The 24,152-nt window shown below is 43.8% G+C and carries 22 protein-coding genes; 14 read left to right on the top strand and 8 right to left on the bottom strand.

Going from position 1 to position 24,152, the window contains the following annotated elements; all coding sequences use genetic code 11:
* The first annotated feature begins 14 nt into the window (after window positions 1–14).
* Window positions 15–1,262 (top strand): putative manganese transporter, encoded by a 1,248-nt coding sequence (locus ACYTPF_RS12710; RefSeq protein ID WP_461852466.1) that lies wholly within the window; start codon window positions 15–17, stop codon window positions 1,260–1,262.
* Window positions 1,263–1,345: 83 nt separating this feature from the next.
* Here ACYTPF_RS12710 and ACYTPF_RS12705 read toward each other — a convergent pair whose 3' ends face one another.
* Window positions 1,346–2,053 (bottom strand): DUF6776 family protein, encoded by a 708-nt coding sequence (locus ACYTPF_RS12705; RefSeq protein WP_461852465.1) that lies wholly within the window; start codon window positions 2,051–2,053, stop codon window positions 1,346–1,348.
* A gap of 104 nt (window positions 2,054–2,157) precedes the next feature.
* On the opposite strand from ACYTPF_RS12705, the gene ACYTPF_RS12700 reads away from it, so the two are divergent.
* From ACYTPF_RS12700 to ACYTPF_RS12690, 3 genes are all read left to right on the top strand, one after another.
* The gene (locus ACYTPF_RS12700) at window positions 2,158–3,834 is read left to right on the top strand and encodes a chloride channel protein (RefSeq protein ID WP_461852464.1); all 1,677 of its coding nucleotides are present in this window, start codon (window positions 2,158–2,160) and stop codon (window positions 3,832–3,834) included.
* Between the two features lies 1 nt (window position 3,835).
* The gene (locus tag ACYTPF_RS12695) at window positions 3,836–4,264 is read left to right on the top strand and encodes a CopD family protein (protein WP_179984404.1); all 429 of its coding nucleotides are present in this window, start codon (window positions 3,836–3,838) and stop codon (window positions 4,262–4,264) included.
* Between the two features lie 183 nt (window positions 4,265–4,447).
* On the top strand, window positions 4,448–4,639 hold the full coding sequence (locus tag ACYTPF_RS12690; protein WP_179984405.1) for a hypothetical protein: 192 nt from the start codon (window positions 4,448–4,450) through the stop codon (window positions 4,637–4,639).
* 31 nt (window positions 4,640–4,670) lie between these two features.
* On the opposite strand, the gene ACYTPF_RS12685 is transcribed toward ACYTPF_RS12690, so the two are convergent.
* Window positions 4,671–5,369 (bottom strand): UPF0149 family protein, encoded by a 699-nt coding sequence (locus ACYTPF_RS12685; protein WP_461852463.1) that lies wholly within the window; start codon window positions 5,367–5,369, stop codon window positions 4,671–4,673.
* Between the two features lie 251 nt (window positions 5,370–5,620).
* Here ACYTPF_RS12685 and ACYTPF_RS12680 point away from each other — a divergent pair, with 251 nt between their 5' ends.
* Complete coding sequence (locus ACYTPF_RS12680) at window positions 5,621–6,817, top strand: Nramp family divalent metal transporter (RefSeq protein WP_461852462.1); 1,197 nt, start codon at window positions 5,621–5,623, stop codon at window positions 6,815–6,817.
* A 173-nt stretch (window positions 6,818–6,990) separates the two neighbouring features.
* Here the strand turns inward: ACYTPF_RS12680 and ACYTPF_RS12675 are convergent, their stop codons facing one another.
* The 3 genes from ACYTPF_RS12675 to typA all read right to left on the bottom strand — a co-directional run bounded on the left by ACYTPF_RS12675 (window position 6,991) and on the right by typA (window position 10,958).
* Window positions 6,991–8,166, bottom strand: coding sequence for a MalY/PatB family protein (locus tag ACYTPF_RS12675; RefSeq protein WP_461852461.1), 1,176 nt, complete (start codon window positions 8,164–8,166; stop codon window positions 6,991–6,993).
* 264 nt (window positions 8,167–8,430) lie between these two features.
* On the bottom strand, window positions 8,431–8,808 hold the full coding sequence (locus tag ACYTPF_RS12670) for a response regulator (RefSeq protein WP_179984409.1): 378 nt from the start codon (window positions 8,806–8,808) through the stop codon (window positions 8,431–8,433).
* A 317-nt stretch (window positions 8,809–9,125) separates the two neighbouring features.
* Window positions 9,126–10,958 carry a translational GTPase TypA gene (typA, locus tag ACYTPF_RS12665; RefSeq protein ID WP_179984410.1) on the bottom strand — a complete coding sequence of 611 codons (1,833 nt, stop codon included), beginning with the start codon at window positions 10,956–10,958 and terminating at the stop codon, window positions 9,126–9,128.
* Between the two features lie 458 nt (window positions 10,959–11,416).
* Between typA and glnA the strand changes: the two genes are divergently transcribed.
* The 4 genes from glnA (at window position 11,417) to glnG (ending at window position 16,309) form a co-directional block, all read left to right on the top strand.
* A complete protein-coding gene (gene glnA, locus ACYTPF_RS12660; protein ID WP_020746516.1) occupies window positions 11,417–12,826 on the top strand; it encodes a glutamate--ammonia ligase in 1,410 nt (469 codons plus the stop codon).
* A 244-nt stretch (window positions 12,827–13,070) separates the two neighbouring features.
* Complete coding sequence (locus ACYTPF_RS12655; RefSeq protein ID WP_461852546.1) at window positions 13,071–13,694, top strand: DUF4124 domain-containing protein; 624 nt, start codon at window positions 13,071–13,073, stop codon at window positions 13,692–13,694.
* A gap of 130 nt (window positions 13,695–13,824) precedes the next feature.
* Window positions 13,825–14,910, top strand: a complete 1,086-nt coding sequence (gene glnL / locus ACYTPF_RS12650) for a nitrogen regulation protein NR(II) (RefSeq protein WP_179984413.1) — start codon at window positions 13,825–13,827, stop codon at window positions 14,908–14,910.
* Window positions 14,900–16,309 carry a nitrogen regulation protein NR(I) gene (gene glnG / locus ACYTPF_RS12645; RefSeq protein ID WP_179984414.1) on the top strand — a complete coding sequence of 470 codons (1,410 nt, stop codon included), beginning with the start codon at window positions 14,900–14,902 and terminating at the stop codon, window positions 16,307–16,309. Before glnL ends, glnG begins: the two co-directional genes overlap by 11 nt.
* Window positions 16,310–16,395: 86 nt before the next feature.
* Here glnG and ACYTPF_RS12640 read toward each other — a convergent pair whose 3' ends face one another.
* Complete coding sequence (locus tag ACYTPF_RS12640; RefSeq protein WP_461852460.1) at window positions 16,396–17,535, bottom strand: HD-GYP domain-containing protein; 1,140 nt, start codon at window positions 17,533–17,535, stop codon at window positions 16,396–16,398.
* Window positions 17,536–17,738: 203 nt separating this feature from the next.
* On the opposite strand from ACYTPF_RS12640, the gene ACYTPF_RS12635 reads away from it, so the two are divergent.
* The 4 genes from ACYTPF_RS12635 (at window position 17,739) to ACYTPF_RS12620 (ending at window position 21,444) form a co-directional block, all read left to right on the top strand.
* Window positions 17,739–18,464: a 1-acylglycerol-3-phosphate O-acyltransferase gene (locus ACYTPF_RS12635; RefSeq protein WP_461852459.1), complete on the top strand. Its 726-nt coding sequence runs from the start codon at window positions 17,739–17,741 to the stop codon at window positions 18,462–18,464.
* Window positions 18,465–18,496: 32 nt separating this feature from the next.
* Window positions 18,497–18,895 carry a ribonuclease E inhibitor RraB gene (rraB, locus tag ACYTPF_RS12630; protein WP_118492491.1) on the top strand — a complete coding sequence of 133 codons (399 nt, stop codon included), beginning with the start codon at window positions 18,497–18,499 and terminating at the stop codon, window positions 18,893–18,895.
* 111 nt (window positions 18,896–19,006) lie between these two features.
* Complete coding sequence (locus ACYTPF_RS12625; protein ID WP_461852458.1) at window positions 19,007–19,822, top strand: choice-of-anchor H family protein; 816 nt, start codon at window positions 19,007–19,009, stop codon at window positions 19,820–19,822.
* Between the two features lie 167 nt (window positions 19,823–19,989).
* Window positions 19,990–21,444, top strand: a complete 1,455-nt coding sequence (locus tag ACYTPF_RS12620) for a sensor domain-containing diguanylate cyclase (RefSeq protein ID WP_461852457.1) — start codon at window positions 19,990–19,992, stop codon at window positions 21,442–21,444.
* Window positions 21,445–21,523: 79 nt separating this feature from the next.
* On the opposite strand, the gene ACYTPF_RS12615 is transcribed toward ACYTPF_RS12620, so the two are convergent.
* Together ACYTPF_RS12615 and ACYTPF_RS12610 are read right to left on the bottom strand one after the other, a co-directional pair.
* On the bottom strand, window positions 21,524–21,730 hold the full coding sequence (locus tag ACYTPF_RS12615; RefSeq protein WP_461852456.1) for a type II toxin-antitoxin system antitoxin: 207 nt from the start codon (window positions 21,728–21,730) through the stop codon (window positions 21,524–21,526).
* A 61-nt stretch (window positions 21,731–21,791) separates the two neighbouring features.
* On the bottom strand, window positions 21,792–22,640 hold the full coding sequence (locus ACYTPF_RS12610; protein ID WP_461852455.1) for an SPFH domain-containing protein: 849 nt from the start codon (window positions 22,638–22,640) through the stop codon (window positions 21,792–21,794).
* Window positions 22,641–22,825: 185 nt separating this feature from the next.
* On the opposite strand from ACYTPF_RS12610, the gene ACYTPF_RS12605 reads away from it, so the two are divergent.
* Complete coding sequence (locus ACYTPF_RS12605) at window positions 22,826–24,109, top strand: ABC transporter substrate-binding protein (RefSeq protein ID WP_461852454.1); 1,284 nt, start codon at window positions 22,826–22,828, stop codon at window positions 24,107–24,109.
* The last annotated feature ends 43 nt before the right edge of the window (window positions 24,110–24,152 follow it).

Below are 24,152 nucleotides of genomic sequence, written 5' to 3'. Positions count from 1 at the left end.
AGAGTGAAGTTGTAATGAGTACAGCGTCCCACACATCGAAAAGTGCAAAAGCGTTGGAGCGCGATAAGTATCGACCGCGGCTTCTTGGTAGTTTTACTCAAGGTTTAATTCAGAGCACTCTTTACCCGCTGCTAGCTAACAAGCGGCTGCTTATGCCGCTTTTAGTTATCACTCTACTCGCTTATGACAGTACCCGCTTTGTGACGCTTTCAGTTTTATCAGACGCATACTTCCAAGTAGCAGCATTTGTTTATGCATCGCTCGCACTTTATTACTTGGCCACATTGCGGGTCTCAGCTGATGCTATTGGCAACTACATGAAAACGCACCCCGTCCACGAGGTAGGCCTTTCGGCACTGCTTGGTGCTTTACCCGGCTGCGGTGGTGCAATTATTGTAGTGACCCAGTACACACGAGGTGTTACCAGCTTTGGCGCGGTGGTAGCGGTATTAACCAGCACCATGGGCGATGCCGCCTTTTTGTTGCTAGCTCAGGCGCCATTAGATGCGTTAACCGTTATGGCGGTTAGTGTGACTGTAGGTGCCGCGACGGGATTAGTGGTTAATAAATTCCATAATTATCGAGCACCTGAAACGGTTGATTCGAATGAAGAGCTCCAGAACACCGATAAACCAAAAGCACTAAGCCATCAAGCCGCGTCACTATCTAAAGTATTCTGGATGACTATGAGCTTACCGTCGCTAGCAATTGCCTTGGCTCTGGCGTTTCAACTCCCCGTTCACAGTTACTTAGCTATTAGTGAGGATACACTAACACTAATTGGCGCCTGTCTGTGTATAGCAAGTTTGGTGCTTTGGTCACTGTGTGGCTCGGGAAGCGGATACGCCTCAGTCACCAAAGAAGACGTCATTCCGCCCCCTCCTAAATGGCAGGAAAAAGCCGCGTTAGATACGCAATTTGTATTGGCATGGGTGATACTCGCATTTTTGATTTTCGAGCTTTCTGTTGCCTGGTTTGGACTAGACATAGCTGGAATGCTTGAAGCTATGGGACCTGGCTTGGTCGGCTTGGCTATTGTTATAGGTTTTTTACCCGGCTGCGGCCCTCAAATATTGGTCACCAGTTTGTATTTAAATGGCGCTGTTCCTTTTTCAGCTCAATTAGGCAACGCGATTAGTAACGATGGCGACGCCTTGTTTCCCGCTATCGCGCTTTCGCCAAAGGCAGCCCTTATCGCTACGGTGTACTCTGCCATTCCAGCTTTTCTTGTAGGCTATGGCTACTGGTATCTCTTTGAATGAAATAACAAGACCATAATCCTAAAAACTATTAAGGTTTTACACACCAAAACCACGGGCGTGGCTAAACCATAGTTTTCAGGGGCTTACTCTAGGTCAACTGAAAGCGCTTCACTCCACGGCACGCTTACCTCATAGTTTCCTTTGCGAGTTTTATACTGATAAACCCGAGTAGTGAAAACAATAGACTCTACGTCTATATCCTCTTCGATAGTAAGCGTTACGTTAACCGCTTGGAAAAAACGAAAGCGATACTTAACGTCTTCATCAAGTAAGCTTGATTTGCCGGATTCTAACCTAACAGGCTTTCCATTTCTTTTGCCCACAATAGCAATGTCTAAGTTGCCATTTATCACTGCCTTTCTTTGTTTAGATTGCAGTAAAACTAATCTGAGTTGATATGATGAATCACTTAATTTAAAGACCTCTACCCCTTCAATAGCAAAGCCGTCATCGGTTTTCTCGGGCGCCATAACACGCTCATAAAAGCTTAACAGCTCTTGTTGTGCTTCTAGTTCTTTCTTCTGACCGCTCAACGTTTTTGCGATATTTTCAGACTCTAATGTGGCGAGCTCTACGGCTACTTCAAGCTGATTTACTTTCGTCGTTAGCGCGTTATTTTCTTCAGACAAAATAGCAATAGTTTCTTTTTGAGCCTGCACTTTCTTGCTGTCGCCTTCGTCAACAATTCGCGCTAGCTTGTAACCGAATCCAATCATGACGAACATGATGAACGCTACCATCAAGGTCCATTTATAGTTGCCTAATAATTCTTTTAATTGGTCTGTTGTCATAATTTCTTCATTAAAAAACTACAAAACGCTAACGCGTTCTAAATATTATGAATTTTAAGTGTTTATGGTAAGCTGCTAGCTACGTTAATCTACTGTACCACAACATGCGCTTGCAGGCTTTAAGAGAGGAGTTAGCTCATCCACGCACTACTATTCAGTTGTGCATGCTGGGCATTGTAGGGGGAACCTGCGCGGCGCTTATTATTATACTGTTTCGGCTATGCGTTGAATGGCTTCAAGAAACAGGGATATCGTCGCTTAAGTCAGTTCTTGCTTACGACTGGTTAGTGTGGCTAATTATGCCGCTTATTAGTGTTGGCTTAATACTATTCATTGCTTTTCTCACCGGCTTCAAACACTACCGCTTGGGCATTCCTTTCGTTATTCACCGGGTAAAATACTATTATGGTTACGTGCCTTTCAGAACAACCATAAACCAATTTTTTGGCGGTATGCTGGCATTAGCGGGCGGTTTTGTCGTAGGGCGAGAAGGCCCTTCTGTCCATATGGGGGCATCAGGCAGTAGTCTTCTCGGGCAATGGCTTCGTTTACCCTATAACAGTATTCGAATTCTTGCTGGCTGTGGCATTGCGGCAGGCATCTCTGCATCGTTTAATACTCCCTTCGCTGCCGTTATCTTTGTAATGGAAGTCGTGCTTCGAGAATACAAAATTCACATATTTGTACCTATCATGCTGGCCGCAGCCTGTGGCTCTGTGCTTACCCGTATTGTATTTGGAGAGGTCAATGAACTTTCCTTCTTATCGTTTAATGCGTTTAGCCAATGGATGTATTTCTATCTCGTGCTATTAGGCATTTTACTGGGTATGTTGGCCGTGCTTTTTAATAGCCAGCTTATGCGTGTTATGACTTGGTTTAGACCGGTTTCTATGGTGTGGCGCTTAATACTTGCAGCGCTAATTACAGGTATCATAGGTATGTTTATACCTGAGGCACTTGGGGCGAATTTTATCGACGTTGAGCACTTATTCGATAGCTCCCCTGGCGCGCTATTGTTGGTATCTACCCTTGTATTTAAGGTTATCTTAGCGGTATTCGCTATTGGCCTTGGTATCCCTGGGGGGATCATAGGCCCAGTAATGGTTATTGGTATGCTCGCCGGAGCCGTGCTTTTATTGCCGCTATCCTACTTTATCAACGTGCCTGAATTCACTAACAGCTTTGCATTGCTAGGTATTGCGGGAATGCTGACGGCGGTGTTACACGCGCCTCTCGCTGCACTTTCTGCGGTTATGGAGCTCTCTTATAGCCCTCAAATTATTCTGCCAGCCATGCTGGTGATAGTGCCTGCTTACGTAACTTCCACCCAGTTTTTCGGCAACCGCTCTATTTTTATACGCCAGCTTGACTATCAAAATCTTCCATACGCTATTTCATCTATCCGAGAGGCCCTTGAAAAGACAGGTGTGCTAGCGGCAATGAATACAGATTATAAGCTTTTTCACGATGCCCCAGAACAAGCGCTAATCAACTATTTAGAAGGCGATCCGACAAAAATTGTCATTCAGAAATCAAAATTTGAAATAGATGTGCAGTATAAACTGGTCCAATACAATGTAAGTTTGGAACACGATGCATCCGCGTTAAACTATTATGAAATGGAAGGCATTAGCGCCCAGTCTACGCTGCACGAAGTATACGAACATCTTAAAAATTCGCGCTCTGGCGCAGTTTATATTTACGATCAGGAGCTTAACGATATTATTGGCGTAGTAACCTGGAATATCTTGCAAAGCTTCTTACAAAAGGCACATTATTAATATGTACATTTTATGGTTTAAAGCACTGCACATCTTTTTCATGCTGGCATGGATGGCAGGACTTTTCTATTTACCACGACTTTTCGTTTATCACGCCACGACTAAGTCTCAAATAGTTAAAGATGAATTTAAAGTCATGGAGCGCCGATTGTGGCTCTTCGTTACTCCATTCGCCTTATTAACTCTGGCATTCGGCGTTGCGCTTATTGTCAGCTATGGTGGCACCTGGTTTAAAATGTCCGGGTGGCTCCATATAAAATTATTGTTGCTGCTTGCTATTTATGGCTACCACTTCTATTTGTTTAAGTTGATGAAGCAGTTCGCACGAGATGAAAATAGGCACACTCCCCGCTTCTATCGCTTTTTGAATGAAGCCCCAGTGTTAATTATTCTCGCAATTGTATGCTTAGCTGTAGTTAAACCCTTTTAGGTTTAACTACACGCGTTGGCATTTATAGACAGTAAGAAAGTCAGTACTCAAGGAATCAGTACTACAGTGTGATGTAAAAAGTTTTTAAAACTTAATGTAGAGCGTGTTGTAAACATCACACATAGCCGCCCGAAACTCACCATGTATAGGGTTTATTGAATTGTTTTTATCGGAATGTTTACCATGGATGACAGTAATCAACACCTCAAATACCTACTAAAGCAGACGGATATTGCGTTTAAGGCGCTAATGAGAGAGCCTGCCTCAACACTATTAAACGAGCAATATGAAAAAGCGAAGCTTGAGCTAGATAGCTACACGGCATCGCTTAAACATACGTTAAACCAACGTCACCAGCAGCAACGGCAGCGTTAACCAAATACAGTGAAGTCGATTGAATAAAGTCCTAAGTAACTTTGCTAAAGGTTTCGAATTGATTGGGTAATGCCTGCGCCAACTCTCCGGATAACTTTGTGTAATCTGCGAGTACAGATGGCAACTGCTTAACAAGCATGCGGATATTACTTTCCAGCTGGGCAATTTGCGTTTCGTTTCTGTAGGACAAAGCCAATTCTATGTTGGCAAGCGTTGAAAAAAGCTTTAAACAACGGGACAACCTCGCCTCCGCAGGTTTAGGTAGTTTATCCTCTTCTAAATGCTCCTCGTCATCATTTGTATTTTGAGCAGAGCGCTTATCAAGATGGTTCCAAGCATTTTGCCATACTGGCTCTAATTGCTTATGTACTTGTAAAAGCCCGTTCAACCAGCTTTCTAATTCCTTTGAAGGCCTCATCACTCCTTTCACTTCTATCGCTTCGGTGAGTTCACTAGATAAAGGTGATTTACTCTGGCGCATTAAATCTAAATGGGCGCGCAAGCCGTTCATCAAGGTATCTGCAAGCTTATCGACATCTTTATCTACTAACTTGCTGTCACTAGATTGAATGAGCCAAGGCATCCACTGCTCGGGCATGGGGATTTCTGGTGCGGCGGCAACCGCAAAGATCATCCCATCAACCTGATAAGCATTCGGAAGTACATTTTTGAAATTGGGATGCGAAACGATATCGCTGATGATGTGTACTGGAAACCCGTCTTTCATCATTACCTTCCTTTTTTAATTTGCGTTCTCTTTCTCGAAACGGTAGTCTGCGCGGCCACTTTGCAGAGGGCGTGTTTTCTAGCCTTATACCTCACCCACATAGTTGGGGTTGGGCACACAGAAAAATAGGTCCTTTGCATTGGGTACGCGACAATAGGTTTAAAACCAATCTGTTACTGTATTGGTTTAGCGGTACTGTTGCGTGCTCGCCCACCTATTGTCATGATAGCAAAACTTAACTAAGAGTCGTTGCAATGGCAAAAGATAAATCAGGATATATCATCGCGGCCGCCTTCATTGGCCCTGGAACAGTAACTACAGCAAGCTTGGCGGGTGCAAACTTTGGTTTTCATTTAGTATGGGCGCTACTTTTTTCCATATTTGCAACCATAGTATTGCAAGACATGGCGGCACGTCTTGGTGTAGCAAGTGGCCAAGGCTTGGCAAGCGCAATGAAAAACATGGCGTATAAGCCATGGCTTAAAAACGCCTTCATTGTACTCATTGTTAGCGCTATTGGCATTGGTAACGCAGCCTATGAGTCGGGCAACCTAACCGGGGCAGCAATCGGTCTAGACGCGTTTATCAATATAGGCATTGGTCCGTGGGCCAGCATATTAGGCACTATCGCAATCGTGTTGCTATGGTCAGGTAGCTACAAGTGGATAGAAACAGTATTGGTGTATCTTGTATTTATCATGGCGGGGGTATTTTTAGTGACGCTGCTAGTAGCCAAACCTGATATTACCGCAATGTTTAGCCAATTAATGTCACCGCGATTAGATGCCGATGCCATTACCACCGTGCTAGCCCTTATTGGCACAACCATAGTGCCATACAACCTATTCCTCCACGCCAGCCTTGTTGCGAAGTCATCAAAAGGACAGGATAAACAAAACGCTGTAATAGCCTGTCGAAACCAGTCGGCTAGAGCAATCAGTATGGGAGGGCTTATTACGCTAATTGTTATGGCCACAGCTATGATGGCGTTTTTCAACCAAGCAGCCACCATGGACGCGTCTAATATGGGCGAGCAGCTAAAACCGGTTTTAGGTGACAAGGCGCAGTGGTTCTTTGCATTAGGGTTGTTCGCAGCCGGTTTGACCAGTGCCATTACCGCCCCCCTAGCCGCCGCTTATGCTGTAACCGGCGCGCTTGGACTATCTGATGATATGCAAAGTAAAAGCTTTAAAGCTGTTTGGTTCATTATCATTGTTGTAGGTGTAAGTGTTGCAGCACTTGGCTTTAAGCCCCTACCTGCTATTTTATTTGCGCAGGCAACTAATGCCCTACTGCTACCTATTATAGCGATATTTTTGCTGGTCGTTATGAACAAAAGCACAGCGCTGGGTGAGTTTAGAAATACGTGGAAAAGTAACCTAGCAGGCTTTGTGGTAGTAGGCACAGTGATTGGTTTGGGCTTATACAAACTTATCGGTGTGTTTAGCTAGCGTTAAAAATGATGGCAGAGTAATTTGCTCCCTTTGTATGCCGTTGTGGTGTGCACTCGCAGATAGCAGAGAAATTACGTAACTAACAAACTATATGAAAAGGGCCAAAGTAATACTTTGGCCCTTTTTGATAGAGAGCGTAGTTACAAAAAGTACTCTGACCCCACAGTTTTTTAGCTGGCGAGGCGTTGAAGTATGTCTTGAAGCATAGATTTGCTGCAGCCAAAGTTGATTCTGAAATGATCTGCTTTGTGGAAATCAATACCCGGAGATGGACCAACGCCCTTCTCTTCCGCCCACTGTTGAACGTTTTCTACGCCTAGTCCACTGGCATCTACCCATGCTAGAAACGTTGCATCGGCTTTTAGCATTTTAAGCCCGTCAATACTGTTGATGGTGTTAAACACCATGTCTCTGTTTTCACGTAAGTAGCTAAGCTGCTGCTGATGCCAATCGTCACACTGAGTGAATGCAGCTTCTGTTGCCGCTAAGCCTAGTACGGTTACCCACGGCACTATGCCTGCTGCGGCATTAGTAAACGCCTGACGTAGTTGGCGATTAGGAATAATGGCAAAAGACGTACCTAAACCCGCAATATTAAATGTTTTGCTGGCAGCCATAAGCGTTACGCTATTTTCAGCAAGATTAGCCTCGCGACCTGCTGGGATATGCTGCTTCCCGTCTTCTAAAATAAGGTCACAGTGTATTTCATCAGAGCAAAGCTTAACATTGTTCGCATTACAAATTTCAGCAATACGGTCCAGCTCCGCTTTAGAAAGTACCGAACCTACAGGGTTCATTGGGTTACAAAGAATAAACAGCTTGCACTTAGGATCCGCAGCTTCTTTTTCTAACGCGTCAAAGTCCAGTGTATAGCGCGCTCCATCGACTTCACTGATACTATCTAAACGTTCACCGTTCGCGCTTTCAACAACAGTACCTATATCTACTCGCTCTAGGCCGTTAAGCTTTGGTGCTGCCAGCAGTGGCGGATAATTTGGCGTTTGAATAAGCACTTTATCGCCGGGTTCACAATACGCTTTACATGCTACGTTGAACGCAGGTACAACGCCTGGTGTCCACACTAACCACTCGGGCTGGATTTCCCAATTGTGCTTATCTTTAAGCCATCGCACTACAGCCTGAATAGCACCGTTATGATGGGCAGGCAGTATATACCCCATATTTCCATGTTCAACTTGACCAGAGATGGCATCTAAAATTGGCTGAGCACAACGAAACTCGGTATCAGCCACCCAAGCTGGAATGATGTCTTTTCCTTTGTACTTTTGCCATTTGAACGAAAACGTATCTTTTCTAGAAGGGGTATTATCGAATAAGGCGCTCACATTACATCCTGTTGCTCAAAAACTTATAGCATCAGTGTAGAATTTTAGCGCCTCATAAACTAGGGGCTTAAGATGAATTAACTCAGATTTGCTATATCGAAATGTACTTTTATAGAGGGAAAGTTAAGGCGTTAAACAAGCTGTGGCAAAATGGACTTTTCCATTTTATACCTTGTTGCGGTGAAAGCCTGCTTACTTTCGTTATCAGGTGTCCGTTACCAAGTGGCGTCAATAAAACCGTAACATGTAAGACAAGCTTTAAGGCTAACTTGCTTGTGTGACTGCTTCTTTCGACTTTTGAACCAGCTCTTCCATATTCAGAGGTTTAGCTAAAAAGCCTGATACTTGTAGCTTACGTGCTTCAATAACGAGCTCTTTGTTAGGGTCGGCAGTAATAAGCAAAAAAGGGACGTTTAAACCAGATGACTGACAAGTTTTTAAAAGGCTAAGCCCGTCGTAATCCGGCATTACTTGGTCACTTATGATCAAGCTTATGGTGTCGGAAGTTTGTTGTAGCAAGAAGTCTCTCGCAAATTTACTACGCGTAAATGGAAAAACAGTGGCGTCTAACTGCGTCTCTAACGCATCAGTAATAAGGTCTAGCGTAATAGGATCATCTTCAACAACGGCTACAGAAAACACTACCCTTCCCCTTTAGTTAGGTCATTAGTCGTTTATATTACAGCGACTTAGCTTACGTGTTAATGCGTAAACTTTTTCTTTCTTAAGCATAGAAGTTATAAGTATGTTTGACCACTAACCTTTGGTCGATATTTAAGCTTTTGGGTGTTTAACCATTACAGTTAAATAACTAAGTTGGAGAGTTCGAAAGGAAAACTTTAAACCTACAAAAAATAGGGAAGGCTGGCGGCAACTATTAGGTTAACAAAGTTCAATCACTAAATAAAAAATGCCAGCAAAAGCTGGCATTTTTAAAATCGATGTAGTCTTAAAGGATATTAAGACTTAGGTGCGCGTGATGCACGCTTACGTTCGTTTTCTGTAAGAAGCTTCTTACGAATACGGATAGACTCAGGTGTTACTTCTACTAGTTCGTCGTCATCGATGAACTCAAGCGCTTGCTCAAGTGACATCTTGATTGGTGGAACTAGGGTTTGCGCTTCGTCAGTACCAGAGGCACGAACGTTTGTAAGCTGCTTACCTTTAAGTGCGTTTACAGTTAGGTCATTGTCACGGCTGTGAATACCAATAACCATACCTTCGTAAACTTCAACACCGTGACCGATAAATAGGCGACCACGCTCTTGCAGGTTAAACAGGGCGTTAGTCAATGCTTTACCGTTTGCGTTTGCGATAAGTACACCGTTTTTACGCTTACCGATAATACCGCCCTTGTACGGACCGTAGTGATCGAACGTGTGGTAAAGCAAACCAGAACCAGATGTCATTGTCATAAAGTCTGTTTGGAAACCAATTAGGCCACGGCTTGGAATAATGAAGTCGATACGTACGCGACCTTTGCCATCTGGAGACATATCGGTCATTTCGGCTTTACGAAGACCAAGCTGTTCCATGATTGAGCCTTGGTGCTCTTCTTCACAGTCAATTGTTAGTGTTTCGTAAGGTTCTTGTGTTTCGCCATCAACTTCTTTAAGAATTACCTCTGGACGAGATACAGCAAGCTCGTACCCTTCACGACGCATGTTTTCAATAAGAATACCTAGGTGAAGTTCACCACGACCTGATACGCGGAACTTATCAGGGTCTTGAGTTTCTTCAACGCGAAGCGCAACGTTGTGCACTAGTTCGTCGTTAAGACGCTCTAGGATGTTACGTGACGTTACATATTTACCTTCTTTACCCGCAAACGGAGACGTGTTTACTTGGAAAGTCATAGTAACAGTAGGCTCATCAACCGTAAGTGGAGGAAGCGCTTCAACTGTATTTTGGTCACAAATGGTGTCAGAGATCTTAAGTTCGCCAAGACCTGTGATAGCAATGATGTCGCCGGCATGTGCAGATTCAACTTCGTGACGTGCAAGTCCAAGATAGCCGTAAACCAGACCAACTTTACCGTTACGCTTTTCGCCATCAGCAGTAACAACTGTCACTTGTTGGTTTGGCTTAACTGAACCGCGCTTAACACGACCTACACCAATTACGCCCACGTATGAGTTGTAATCAAGCTGAGAAATCTGCATTTGGAAAGGACCGTCTACGTCTGCATCAGGTGCAGAAACTTGCTCAACGATAGTTTCAAATAGTGCATTCATGTCTTCTTGAGGCTCGTCTGCATCGTGTGATGCCCAGCCATTTAGTGCAGAAGCGTAAACAACTTGGAAATCAAGCTGCTCGTCAGTTGCGCCTAGGTTATCGAAAAGGTCGAATACTTGATCCATTACCCAATCAGGGCGTGCGCCAGGCTTGTCGATTTTATTGATAACAACAATTGGCTTAAGGCCTTGGGCAAATGCTTTTTGCGTTACGAAACGCGTTTGTGGCATTGGACCTTCCTGTGCATCTACAAGTAGAAGTACAGAGTCGGCCATTGACATTACACGTTCTACTTCACCACCGAAGTCAGCGTGTCCTGGAGTATCTACGATGTTGATACGGTAGTCATTCCAGTTAATCGCTGTGTTTTTAGCTAGGATGGTAATGCCACGTTCTTTCTCGATGTCGTTCGAGTCCATTACGCGCTCTTCTTGCTCGCCTCGAGATTCAAGGGTGCCAGACTGCTGTAACAGTTTGTCTACCAGGGTGGTTTTACCGTGGTCAACGTGGGCGATGATTGCGATGTTACGCAATTTACTAATATCAGTGGTATTCATGCTTATATAGAGCCTGTGTAAATCGATGCCAACTTAATTCGGGAATCGAATTAGTCTGCATTAGATTTGTTGCAAAAAAATGCAGATAGAGAAATTTGCGCGGATTGTACAGAAAAACCACGACGTTTGCGCACCTTTTTTTGATAAGAAGTCACTTTTATTAGAATTACCTCTTCAGTTTAAAAAATAACCATCACATTTGCACCGAATTGAACATATACGGTGGTGGTGTGATACAAAGTGATCTAGGCTAGATGACATAAAAGTAACAATTAAGCACCACTATGGAGCATTAACGCACCTTGCTGGTGCATTGCTATTCAAATGGAAGTGATAGATGCCTGTCCATGCCGCAAAATTCGGCTTGCTTGTAAATGGCATGATAATCGCTTTCACTTTTGCCACTGTTGGAGTGAAGCTGATCATTCCGCATTTTTACATTAAACCTGGAGGACACGATGTCAGTAGATAAGGCATTAGAACTGATTAAAGAAAGTGAAGCGAAGTTTGTAGATTTACGTTTTACCGACACTAAAGGTAAAGAACAACACGTATCAATTCCTGCAAGTGTTGTTGATGAAGAATTCTTCGAAGAAGGTAAAATGTTCGACGGTTCTTCAATTGCTGGTTGGAAAGGCATCAACGAATCAGATATGGTTCTTCTTCCAGACGCAGACAGCTGCGTAGTAGACCCTTTCGCAGAAGAAACACAAGTAAACATCCGTTGTGACATTGTTGAGCCTTCAACAATGGAAGGTTACGAGCGTGACCCACGTTCTGTTGCACGTCGCGCAGAAGAGTACTTGAAATCTACAGGTATCGGCGACACATGCTTCTTCGGCCCAGAGCCAGAGTTCTTCCTTTTCGACGACGTGCGTTTCCATACAGATATGGCAGGTTCGTTCTACAAGATTGACTCTTCAGAAGCAAAGTGGAACTCAGGTGAAGAATTCGAAGGCGGCAACATGGCTCACCGCCCTGGCGTTAAAGGCGGCTACTTCCCAGTACCTCCGGTAGATTCTGCTCACGACATTCGTGCTGCTATGTGTATGGTTATGGAAGAAATGGGCCTTGTTATTGAAGCTCACCACCACGAAGTAGCGACAGCGGGTCAAAACGAAATCGCTTGTGAATTCAACACGCTAGTTAAGAAAGCGGATGAAATTCAAGTGTATAAGTATGTTGTACATAATGTTGCACATGCATACGGCCAAACTGCTACCTTTATGCCTAAGCCTCTTGTTGGCGATAACGGTTCTGGTATGCACTGTCACCAGTCTATCTCTAAAGACGGCGTTAACATCTTCGCAGGTGACAAATACGCAGGTCTTTCTGAAGAAGCACTTTACTACATCGGTGGTATCATCAAGCACGCGCGTGCAATCAACGCCTTCGCTAACGCTTCTACTAACTCTTACAAGCGTCTAGTTCCTGGATTCGAAGCGCCGGTAATGCTTGCATACTCTGCGCGTAACCGTTCTGCATCAATTCGTATTCCTCACGTAACAAGCGATAAAGCGCGTCGTATTGAAGTACGTTTCCCTGACCCAACAGCTAACCCTTACCTAGCGTTCTCTGCAATGCTAATGGCTGGCCTTGACGGTATCAAAAACAAGATCCATCCTGGCGATGCTATGGATAAAGACTTATACGACCTACCTGCAGAAGAAGCTGCTGAAATCCCAACTGTTGCAAGCTCGCTTGAAATGGCACTTGAAGCGCTTGATAACGACCGAGACTTCCTTAAAGCAGGTGGCGTTATGACTGACGACATGATTGATGCATACATCGACCTTAAGTCTGAAGAAGTTACTAAGCTTAACATGACAACTCACCCGGTTGAGTTCGACATGTACTACAGCGTGTAATAACACACTGTATAGCGATATATACTAAAGCCCGCTTCGCGGGCTTTTTTTATGTTTGCAATTTAACTACTATGTCCTTGTGTCTGCGCTAAAAGTGGCTTATAAGTTTGCTTACCTCGGGCAGTAAACTAAGGGCCGCCTTATTTGAGTACCGCTTGAAAGATGTAGCTACAGGCCTCCCGTGACAAAAGTATTATGCTGACATTTTTCAAATATAATGATTAGGTAACAAACCGTGCAAAACATGATGCGATACATCTGCTTAACTTCACTGCTATTAATTAGCAGCAATGGGGTGTTACCCCTTCAAGCCGCTATGCTTAGCTTAGAGCAAGATAATTCGCAGCAAGAAACACAAACAAATGAGACAGAGCGCGACGCCGAGGCAACTACTACCCTTTCTTCTTCAACTACAACAATCTATAAGGTGGTAGGAGAAGATGGCTCTATTACTTTCACCGATAAGCCGCAAAAAAATGCTGAACCACTGGCATTCGATGATAAAACGCAAAATGTAGTCACAGCAGCCAAAGTACCTCCCCCACCACCGCTTAAGCCTGGTGCGCCCAAACCAAATTATCGCGTAGTCATCAAGTCCCCTGCACCAGAAGCAACAATCCGAAATAATCTAGGTGAGCTAACTATTTCTGCGGCGCAAACTGGTGCACCCAAAGCGCCTACCTATCGCTTAATATTCGATAACGCCCCATTTGCTAGCAATAGTTCGGGCGTATTTAAACTCTCAGGTATCCATCGTGGGGCACATACTTTTAAAGTTGAGTTAACTAACAATACGGGCAAGACTCTTGCATCGTCTCCAGAACAAACCCTTTACCTACATCAGGCATCGGCGTTAATTAATAACTAATAGCGTGCAACCATTGTTCTGTAAGCGCACCACCGAGGTTCAGTAAGCTATGTTTGCTTAGCCTCTTATTCGCGTATCGCATCATTGCAAGCTACAATGCACAATTATGGTGCAAAGGAGACGAACTCGGATGCATTCCACCGAGTTAGAAACACAACAGCTTATAAATAGCCTAAACACAGCGTTGGTAATGGTAGATAACAAACTTACCATTGTTTACGCTAACCATGCAGGTGAAGCCTTGTTCGAGACCGGGCTAAAGCAACTTATCGGGCACCCGCTTCAAGATTTTTTCTTACCGGGAACAATAGAAACTACCAGACTAAAAGCGGCGATTAGAAAAGGTGAAGACTTTACAGAGAACGAAATTAAGCTAGCGTTTAGAGACAACCGCTATGTTTCTGCAGATTTAACCGTTACCAACTTACACTTTGACGATGGCCCTCGACTGCTGTTCGAAGTCAAAAAAATTGACCAACAAAAACGGATTTCTCGAGAGAATTTACAAAATGCACAGCATTATGCGGCTCGAGAGCTAGTACGTGGCCTAGCCCATGAGATAAAAAATCCATTAGGTGGCATTAGAGGCGCAGCCCAGCTTTTAGAAAAAGAGCTGTCGGAAGAACACAAAGAATTTACGCGTATGATCATTGAGCAATCTGATCGTCTGCGCAACTTGGTCGACCGTTTGCTAGGCCCTAATTCACTGCCTCGATTCGAAGAAAGCAATGTGCATCAGGCTCTTGAAAAAATACGTAGCCTAATGCGTTTTGATTCAGATAACCCTATAGCCATAGTCAGAGACTATGATCCAAGTATACCGCCGCTGTTATTAGACCCTGACATGATTCAGCAGGCTGTGCTTAATATAGTCAGAAATAGCATTCAAGCTTTAACTGAGAGCCAAACCCCTAACCCAGAGATTAGGCTAGTTACGCGAATAGAGCGCCAGATGACGATTCAAACGAAACGTCATGCACTGGTAGCAAAAATAAAAATTATAGATAACGGTCCGGGTATTCCCGCTGAAATTAAAGACACGCTTTTTTATCCCATGGTCACGAGTAAGCAAAATGGCTCTGGGCTGGGTTTGTCTATTTCGCAAACCCTTATTAACCACCACGGCGGCAAAATAGATGTAGACAGCTACCCTGGTCACACTGAGTTCGTAATTTACCTACCAATAGATCGTAAGGAGACAGACGATGACGAATGAGTCTGTGTGGATTGTCGATGATGACAGTTCTATTCGTTGGGTGCTGCAAAAGGCCTTACAAGCCGCTGATATCAGCTGCTTAAGTTTTGAAAACCCCGAAGATTTATTGCTTCAACTTCAAAGCGGTCAAGCCCCCGAAGTCATCATTTCAGATATAAGAATGCCACAAATGGACGGCATGACATTACTGAACGAAGTACACGCTTCCCATCCATTGCTTCCCGTTATCATTATGACGGCGCATTCGGATTTAGACAGTGCGGTAAACGCTTATCAAAAAGGGGCATTTGAATACTTACCAAAACCTTTTGATATTGACGAAGCAGTAACCTTAACTCAACGCGCCCTTGCTCATGCAAGAGAGCAGTCGACGGTATCCAAATCACAAGTTGAAGACGTTGTAACCGAGATAATTGGTGAAGCGCCTGCTATGCAGGAAGTTTTCCGTGCTATAGGTCGACTTTCACGTTCTTCGATTAGCGTACTTATTAACGGCCAATCGGGTACGGGTAAAGAGCTGGTAGCGCACGCACTTCACAGACACAGCCCTAGAGCGAGTAAGCCTTTCATTGCGCTTAACATGGCGGCAATCCCGGCTGACTTGGTTGAGTCTGAGCTGTTTGGGCATGAAAAAGGCGCCTTTACCGGTGCACAAGCTGCACGCCAAGGGCGTTTTGAGCAAGCTGACGGCGGTACACTTTTCTTAGATGAAATAGGCGATATGCCGTTAGATGTGCAAACCCGCCTTTTGCGAGTACTCGCGGATGGTCAGTTTTATCGCGTAGGTGGCCATCAGTCGGTAAGCGTTGATGTACGCATTATTGCGGCGACCCACCAAAACCTAGAGCAGCGTGTTGCTGAAGGAAAGTTCAGGGAAGATTTATTTCACCGCCTGAACGTTATTCGTGTGCACCTTCCATCACTCAACGAACGTCGTGAAGATATTCCGTTGTTAACACGCCATTTCCTTCGCCGAGCAGCTAAAGAACTTGATGTGGAAGCAAAAAGCATTTCTAAAGAAGCTGAGCGCGTTATGTCTCAACTGCCTTGGCCCGGTAACGTAAGACAGTTAGAAAACGTATGCCGCTGGCTAACGGTAATGGCAAGTGGACAAGAAGTCTTACCGAGCGACTTGCCGCCAGAAATTCACAGCGATAGCGGTATTGAAAAACCGAGTGCCGAATCGGGTGATTGGCCAGATTTACTCGCGAGCTGGACCGACAAACAACTACGCGATGGTCACCACAATATCCTTAACGACGCTATGCTGACTTTCGAACGCGTGATGCTTGAGCGAGCACTCCAGCACACACACGGCCACAAGCAAGATGCGGCTAAACGCTTGGGTTGGGGAAGAAATACGCTTACCCGTAAACTGAAGGAATTAGGCGTAAATTAAACCTGCTTCGCTTTTAGAGATAGCTGAAAAGCCTTTAGCTGAATTAGGCTCTCAGCCAACATCATATAGCAAGATAAGGGCAGCGCTTACTGCCCTTTAGTTAAAAGCGCTGTCATAGCTTGATTAAAATGCCTTACCCACTTCATACTAAACTGACCTTTGGCGCTTCGATTTATTTCTATCACCGCCTCTTTTTTGGAAAGAACATTGTCTTCGTTGTGCGCCCTTGGGTGTGTCATCGCGTCGTAAGTGTCAACAATTGCAAGCAGCTTAGCGCCTTCACAGATATCGTCTTCTTTTATGCCTAGCGGATATCCAGTTCCATCAGTGCGTTCATGATGCTGCATCACTATTTTACGCGCCATGTCCCATTGGTCTAGGTGCTCTAACAAACGAGCGCTTTTGTAAACGTGAGACCGCATCAGATTGAACTCAATATCACTTAATTCATCGCCTTTATGCAACAGCTTTAACGGCATGAACGCCATGCCAAAATCATGAACGTAACTGGCTACCGCCAGCTGGTCTTCGTCAATTGGATTTTCAGCGACATCGTTAATGTACATGGCCAACTTAGCAATGCGATCACCTCGTCCAACCCAATAGTTAGAACGACGCTCAATGGTTTGCATAAGATCGCGGAAAAACAAAATATCTTGTTTCTTCTCGCTGCTAATGTCTTTAGGTATACCTGTCGCAGCTAATGTGGGCGGCTTTATTTGCACGTTTTCGGGGTCGTCGCCGTCAGCGACAATGTCTAACGCAGGGTTGAGTAACAACACAGCTTCAGTAAGACGTTTTTCATGTTCAGCAGAATTGTCAGGCGTAACACGACTGATAGCCAGCACTAGCTGATTGTGAAGGTTGTCATCATACTCAGCCTTACCGTCAGCCATCACAGCCTCAACAAAGGCTTTTACCCTGTCCATAGTAAGTAGCACTAGGTCGCTCATTGTACTGGTATACGCTACCTGTCCTTTGCGCAAGTAATCGAGTAAATCTTCGACATGCTGCAAAAGCGGGATCATGGGTGAGAAGTTAACCAAGCCCAAATCGCCTTTAATAGTGTGGATTGAACGAAACAGGGCTCGTTGCAACTCGTTGTCTTCCGGCCGAAGCTCTAATTCAATCAAAGTTTGCTCACTTGATTCATAGAGTTCGTTAATTTCCTCCATAAGGTCAGCAAGAATATCTTCTTCTAGGTCGTCTGGAGTAAATGTCTGCATGTAATGAATACCGAGTTAGGTTCTATTAAGCTTTCTATTATTGTAATTCGGTATCGGCAAAATTTCCTCATACTAAAGGTGATAAAGAAGGAACTTTCACAAGTGATGACCCGATTAAATCTAAACATTGTAAAAACTCATCGGACAAGTGTACGCTGAAACTTCATCTATACTGCGCGCGTCAATTGTATCTAGGAGTTGTTTTGATCGCTTTATTTCGCATACCGGCACTATTTATCGCCTTTCTATTAATCAACATTATTTTGCTGATCATCTGTATTGTGCGCCCTTTTCACAAGGACAACGTGCATGTTGCCGGTAGTTTGTATTCACTTATGGCTAAAATAGTGGGCCTTAAAATTATTATAAAAAGAGACCCCGCTGTAAAAACGAACGAACCTTATGTTTTCATTGCAAATCACCAAAACAGCTTCGACGTTATTACTATTTGTAAGGCTGCGCTTCCGGGCGTAGTCACAATTGGAAAAAAGAGTTTGAAATGGATCCCTATTTTCGGCCAAATTTATTGGCTGTCGGGGAATATCATGATCGATAGAAAAAATTCAGGAAAAGCCAGAAACACCTTGGATATTGCCGCTAACCGCATTGCCAAAAAGAAAACATCTGTATGGCTTTTTCCTGAAGGAACGAGAAGTTATGGCAGAGGTATTCTACCTTTCAAACAAGGTGCATTTCGTTTAGCCAAAACCACGAATGAACCTGTGGTTATGGTTACAGCGAGCAACCTGCATGAAAAGGTTAAATGGAACCGCTGGAACAACGGGATTGTGCTGATTGATATCGCAGCGCCTCAATCACTTACCGAAGAACGCACAATTAAAGAGTGGATGGTGCACTTTAATGATGAAATGAAACAAAAGTTTGATGTGCTTAATACACAGGTCGATGAACTGGAAAAAAGCAGGTAAACTTGCGCCTAAATTGCTAACGAGTGTTTATTATGACCCAGTTCGATGAAAGAGAAGAGTGGTACGAGTTTAACCAAGAAACTATTGATGCCCTTCTAGAAGATGGCAGTCAAGCAGATGCCGACTATACCATTGAGCACCATTTCGCCAGTACCGACTTTGACGTCTTAGAAAAAGCCGCTGTTGATGCGTTTAAAGCTGGCTTTGAAGTAACTGATGCCGAAGAGCTAATTCTTGATGACGGCGAAACCATTTTTTGCTTCGACGCCGTGGTAGAAAGAAAGCTAAACATTGAAAAACTTAATGCGGATTCAGATGCCCTTTTAAAAATCGCTGACAAACACGATGTGACCTACGATGGATGGGGCACGTATTTCGAGCCACGCGAAGAAGGCGAGTACGAAGAAGAAGACCATCACTTCGACGACTAACCCTTAATTTTTCCTATAAAGCTGAAGGGATATTAAGTTACTCTTCAGCTTTTGTTCATCTTTTTTCGTCAACAATGACTCTGTCATTATCGATTGGAAAAGGATGGACAGATGAAAAACTTAGTATCAGCACTTACAGCGTATTCTGCTATCGCCGCATTACAGCTTGCGTTTTTGTCACCTGTGCATGCGAATACTGATAGTAATTCAGAAGAAAAACAGGTTAACTCAACTGAATTCCGCTACGACAAACCATTTGTAGCCGCTGAATCACTACAACCGAAAACCACAAGTGGGCTGACCAATGACAGTATTGTCGAGCAAACTACAGATAAGGCCAACGCTCAACAAAGCACGCTCAGCCAAACTAATAAGCATCAACAACACCTAGGTGTAAACAAGTCATCAAGCGATATTGTGGTTAGCAGCGTTAATGAATTCTGGATTTATGAAAGTTGGGTAACGCTGCTACAAGACATTGACTACGATGGATATCACTCTACATTCTCTATTGAGTTTGACGCCGACACGATTTTCACACGAGCGCCTGTTTACGCAGTATTGTATTTAGGTAAAGACGGTCTCTACGATGCAATTCACGTGTCGTCTGAATTTTATATTTATTCAGAAGATTCAACCGATACATTTACCATCGAAAGTTCATTAGTAACTGGCTTTCCTCCTGGCGAATACGACATACTGCTAGAACTTTACGATGCAGATACTGAAGAGCTAGTGGCATTTACCGATGCTTATGACGACAACGCACTTGCCTATCTTCCTCTTGAAAGCGAAAACAACGAGTACATCGTAGAGGATACGGTAGTAATAGTAGAAGAACACGGTGGTGCTTGGTCGTTACTTCCATTGTTTTTACTAGGGGGCATTGTAGTTACAAGACGCCTCAGCAAATTCTCTCGCCATTAATTTTCCTTCTAAATTTATCTTTGCCAAAAGCTGTTTTAAACACAGCTTTTGGCTATTTTTTAAACCAAAGTCTAATATATAGGTTAACTCTTCTTTCTAATTAACGCTGATTCGCCAATGTACAGGGAAAAACAGTACATACTGACGCTTTCAAGTGGTGTAGTGCAATGAGCTTCAACAATGTTAACTTGTTCAATCTTTTAGAAAACACAGAAATTGGTGTGGTTATTCACAATGCTTCTGGCGCAGTAGAGTACGCCAACCCCGCTGCGTTGTTGATGCTTAAATTAAGTCTTGGAGAGCTTAAGGACAAAAGCTTAGATGCAGAGACATGGGAGTTCATAGATAGACAAAACCGGCGGCTTTCCTACGATGAACTACCTGTAGTTCGAGTACTATCGACAGGCAAATCTGTAACTAATCAAATTTTGGGCATTATTGACAAAACAACAGAAAAAACCGCTTGGTTTAGTGTTAATGCCTACCCAGATAAAGTTAGCGGGAACGGAATTACACCGCCCTTTGCAGTCGTTTACTTTACAAACATCACAGCGAAAATAAACGACTTTTCCCATAGAGACATTGTGCAGAAATCACAAGACATGATCTTGGTGACAGAAGCCAAAAACATCAATGCCCCACTCTCACCTAAAATAATTTACGCCAATGAAGCCCTCTGTAAGCATACTGAGTATGACTTCGAAGAGCTAATTGGCGAAACACCCAGGATTTTCCAAGGAACCCTAACAGACAAAGCCTCCACAGATCGCATTCGCCAAGCCCTTGTTGAACAAATTCCGTGTACTGAGACACTGCTGAACTATACGAAAACCGGTACACCGTTCTGGGTACAAATGAATATATTCCCTCTAACCAACGATTTTGGTGAAGTTACGCACTTTGCTGCGGTTCAGCGCAATGTAAGTGAGATGAAGTTTCAGTCTGAACAGCTGGATAAAAGAAATTCAGAGCTAAAAAGAATAAAACAAGATTTAGAAAACTTGGTTCACGAACGTACAAGTGAGCTGCGAGATGCAAACCTGAAATTAGAAAAGCTGGCATATTTTGACGCCTTAACCAATATCCCCAACAGGCGAGCGTTTATTGATGCGTTCTCTAAATCTTTAATGTTTGCCAAACGCAACAACCATGAAGTTCTGGTAGGAATTGCAGATGTTGATCACTTTAAATCAATAAACGACAACCTTGGCCATGGGTTTGGCGATGAAGTGCTGACTATCGTTGCGCAAACAATGCAGAGATTCTTTCGCGCCGAAGACGCAATAGGCAGAATTGGAGGGGAAGAATTTGCTTTTTGTATTGTGCTTCTAAGCCAAGTCTCGCCGCACCAAATTCTGGATAGGCTAAGATTGAAGGTAAGCAGATTACATGAAACCCAGCCGCTTTTAAAAGGGCATAAAATTACGGTAAGCATTGGTGCAGTACAATCGAAGGATCTTCAGCACAAAAGCGCTAAACAGCTTCTCACCTATGCCGACAAAGCGCTTTACAAGGCCAAGAGCAATGGGCGAAATACAGTGGAGTGCATTCAGGAAGGTGCAAAAATTTCAGCAATTTCAGCTCAAGAGCCATTAGACGATGAGTCGCGGGAGGCGCTTTAACCGACTTTAAAAAAAACGCCAGCCGTTTACTTTAAACATGCTTGAGTTGCTTAACACAATGGCCTATTAGTGAACCTTATTAATCGTCATTCTTCGACGGTTGAGTTTCTTCAACTTCCACCACTACCTTTTCTACAAGCTTGACTCTGCCTTGCTTCACAAGCGCTTGTCTTAATACATACTCAATTTGTGCATTAACACTACGCAAATCATCAGCGGCCCACCTTTCCATAGCGGCAAGTACATTTTCATTAATCCGAAGTGGATACGCTTTTTTCTTTGCCAAAATAAAAACCTTATGTGCCGCTTTAAGTTGCGACGGCACCATAATTAGAAACTAAACTTTATTAGTAAATTGTACCTGTATTAATAACAGGTTGCGTTGATTTATCACCGCACAGCACGACTAGTAGGTTACTGATCATGGTCGCTTTGCGCTCTTCATCTAGCTCAACAACCCCTTTTTCGTTTAGTCGTTGAAGTGCCATTTCAACTGTTCCTACGGCACCATCAACAATCTGCTTGCGGGCAGCAACAATAGCTGAGGCTTGTTGACGCTGTAGCATAGCACTTGCGATTTCTTGCGCGTAGGCAAGGTGGCTAATACGAGACTCCAATATGGTGATCCCTGCTTTCGCTAAACGCGCCTGAATTTCTTCTTGTAATCGTTCTGAGATCTCTATCGGGTGGCTGCGAAGGGCCACTTCAGCTTGCTCATCATCGCGAGGATCATAAGGAAAACTACTTGCCATATTACGAATAGCAGATTCACTCTGGATGCGAACAAAGCTTTCATAATCGTCTACGTCAAATACGGCTTCTGCAGTATCCGTGACTTTCCACACCACAATTGACGCGATTTCAATGGGGTTACCTTGGTTATCATTTACCTTTATTTTAGCGCTTTCGAAATTTCTTATGCGAAGTGAAATGTTGGTTCGGCGAAATAATGGAATTGTCCAACGCAAACCTACATCAGAGACGGTACCGACGTAGCTTCCGAAAAAAGTCATCACTTTGGCTTGATTGGGTTGCACCATAAAGTACCCCATCCAAAGGGTAGCAACCAGAAGACTTAAAATAATTCCTCCCTCTGGACTCCCTCCAACGGCATAGAAAAATGCCGCAGCCTGTGCAACCAATAAGACACAAATCATCAAATATCCGTTTACTGAAAAACCGTTCTTTTCTTGCATACCCATCACCTTTGATATCATTTTGATATCTTTATAATTGAATCGTAAATGCTTTGCCATAAGCTAAGTGTTACCAGATATGTCCAAAACACGATTGCATTAAATTATCTTCAAACATTTTTTGGTAACTCTCTGAAATAGATGCCAGAATGTTACAAAGGATATTTCTTATACGGACTTTGATAATGTCTACTAAGCCTTGCAACATTAGTAACGCCTCTACATCACGCCGCACTTTGTTAAAAGGCGGGCTAGCGCTTGGACTGACAGCCGGCATTACCCCCTTTGCTATTGGTAAAGCAAAACCAACCTTGCGGGTTATGGGAACGCACGTTACTTTGCAAGAAGCTATTCGACAGCGAGCTATTGAAGATCTAGGCATTAACATAGAGTTTGAACCTGGCGGTAGCGCTACTGTTTTACAAAAAGCCTCAATGGCGCCCCATTCTTTTGATTTATACGAGCAATGGTCAAATAGCATTAACGTTCTGTGGCGAGCAAAATCTATCCAACCTATACAGAAAACGCGCCTTCAATATTGGGATGAAATAAACAATTTAAGTAAAACCGGTAAGCTCACTGAGAATGCGCGCATGGGCGCGGGTGATGCACCCCATAAAATTCTTAATGTACAGGGCGATGGCTCTTTAGGCGAACAGCACACCGATACCATTAGCTTTTTACCCTATGTACACAATGTTGACTCCTTTGGTTATGACACCTCAAAACTACCCACTGAACTTCAAGGGCAAGAAGAAAGTTGGGGATGGCTGTTAGATCGTCATTTTTCTGGAAAAGTAGGTATTGTGAACGACCCCACAATCGGACTATTCGATTTAGCGTTAGCAGCGCAAGCAAAAGGGTTTATTACTTTTAAAGATATTGGTGCCATCACCCAATACGAACTAGATGACTTGTTCAACCTGCTCATTGAATTAACCCAGCTCAACCACTTTAGTGGTTTTTGGACATCGGTGCCCGAGTCTGTTGAATTTATGAAAAGCGGCCGTGTTGCCATTGAAAGTATGTTCTCCCCCGCTGTCTCGGCACTGAATGGTCAAAATATTCCGGTGACATTCGCGGCACCTAAAGAGGGCTATCGAGGGTGGCACGGGGTAATGTGTCTTTCTTCTGCTACTCAGGGCAAAATGAAAGATGTAGCTTATGAATACATGAACTGGTGGCTGTCGGGTTGGCCTGGTGCATTTATAGCAAGACAGGGCTATTACATTTCAAACCCTAAGCGTTCTGCCGATTATTTATCGCAGGCTGAATGGGACTATTGGTATAAGGGTAAAGTTGCCTCCACTCCGCTAAAAGGCCCAGATGGCAAGGTCAGTGTACAAAAAGGCGCCCAGAGAACCGGTGGTAGTTATGAAGAGCGCTTTAGTAACGTTGCAGTTTGGAATACGGTTATGCCAAGCTATGAATATAGCTTACAAAAGTGGTACGAATTTATCACCGCATAAAACAGTGTAATACCACATCTTAAATGGAAGAAGGTTCTTTAGG

It is taken from the genome of Alteromonas sp. HB246098, assembly GCF_054890645.1.
Note: the sequence above shows the minus strand (reverse complement) of the source record. Positions and strands in the feature narration are given on the sequence as shown.

Excerpts from the sequence above, each read along its gene's own strand:
- ACYTPF_RS12710 (WP_461852466.1), top strand. The coding sequence starts at position 15 with ATGAGTACAGCGTCCCACACATCGAAAAGTGCAAAAGCGTTGGAGCGC.
- ACYTPF_RS12705 (WP_461852465.1), bottom strand. The coding sequence starts at position 2,053 with ATGACAACAGACCAATTAAAAGAATTATTAGGCAACTATAAATGGACC.
- ACYTPF_RS12700 (WP_461852464.1), top strand. The coding sequence starts at position 2,158 with ATGCGCTTGCAGGCTTTAAGAGAGGAGTTAGCTCATCCACGCACTACT.
- ACYTPF_RS12695 (WP_179984404.1), top strand. The coding sequence starts at position 3,836 with ATGTACATTTTATGGTTTAAAGCACTGCACATCTTTTTCATGCTGGCA.
- ACYTPF_RS12690 (WP_179984405.1), top strand. The coding sequence starts at position 4,448 with ATGGATGACAGTAATCAACACCTCAAATACCTACTAAAGCAGACGGAT.
- ACYTPF_RS12685 (WP_461852463.1), bottom strand. The coding sequence starts at position 5,369 with ATGATGAAAGACGGGTTTCCAGTACACATCATCAGCGATATCGTTTCG.
- ACYTPF_RS12680 (WP_461852462.1), top strand. The coding sequence starts at position 5,621 with ATGGCAAAAGATAAATCAGGATATATCATCGCGGCCGCCTTCATTGGC.
- typA (WP_179984410.1), bottom strand. The coding sequence starts at position 10,958 with ATGAATACCACTGATATTAGTAAATTGCGTAACATCGCAATCATCGCC.
- glnA (WP_020746516.1), top strand. The coding sequence starts at position 11,417 with ATGTCAGTAGATAAGGCATTAGAACTGATTAAAGAAAGTGAAGCGAAG.
- ACYTPF_RS12655 (WP_461852546.1), top strand. The coding sequence starts at position 13,071 with ATGATGCGATACATCTGCTTAACTTCACTGCTATTAATTAGCAGCAAT.
- glnL (WP_179984413.1), top strand. The coding sequence starts at position 13,825 with ATGCATTCCACCGAGTTAGAAACACAACAGCTTATAAATAGCCTAAAC.
- glnG (WP_179984414.1), top strand. The coding sequence starts at position 14,900 with ATGACGAATGAGTCTGTGTGGATTGTCGATGATGACAGTTCTATTCGT.
- ACYTPF_RS12640 (WP_461852460.1), bottom strand. The coding sequence starts at position 17,535 with ATGCAGACATTTACTCCAGACGACCTAGAAGAAGATATTCTTGCTGAC.
- rraB (WP_118492491.1), top strand. The coding sequence starts at position 18,497 with ATGACCCAGTTCGATGAAAGAGAAGAGTGGTACGAGTTTAACCAAGAA.
- ACYTPF_RS12625 (WP_461852458.1), top strand. The coding sequence starts at position 19,007 with ATGAAAAACTTAGTATCAGCACTTACAGCGTATTCTGCTATCGCCGCA.
- ACYTPF_RS12620 (WP_461852457.1), top strand. The coding sequence starts at position 19,990 with ATGAGCTTCAACAATGTTAACTTGTTCAATCTTTTAGAAAACACAGAA.
- ACYTPF_RS12610 (WP_461852455.1), bottom strand. The coding sequence starts at position 22,640 with ATGCAAGAAAAGAACGGTTTTTCAGTAAACGGATATTTGATGATTTGT.
- ACYTPF_RS12605 (WP_461852454.1), top strand. The coding sequence starts at position 22,826 with ATGTCTACTAAGCCTTGCAACATTAGTAACGCCTCTACATCACGCCGC.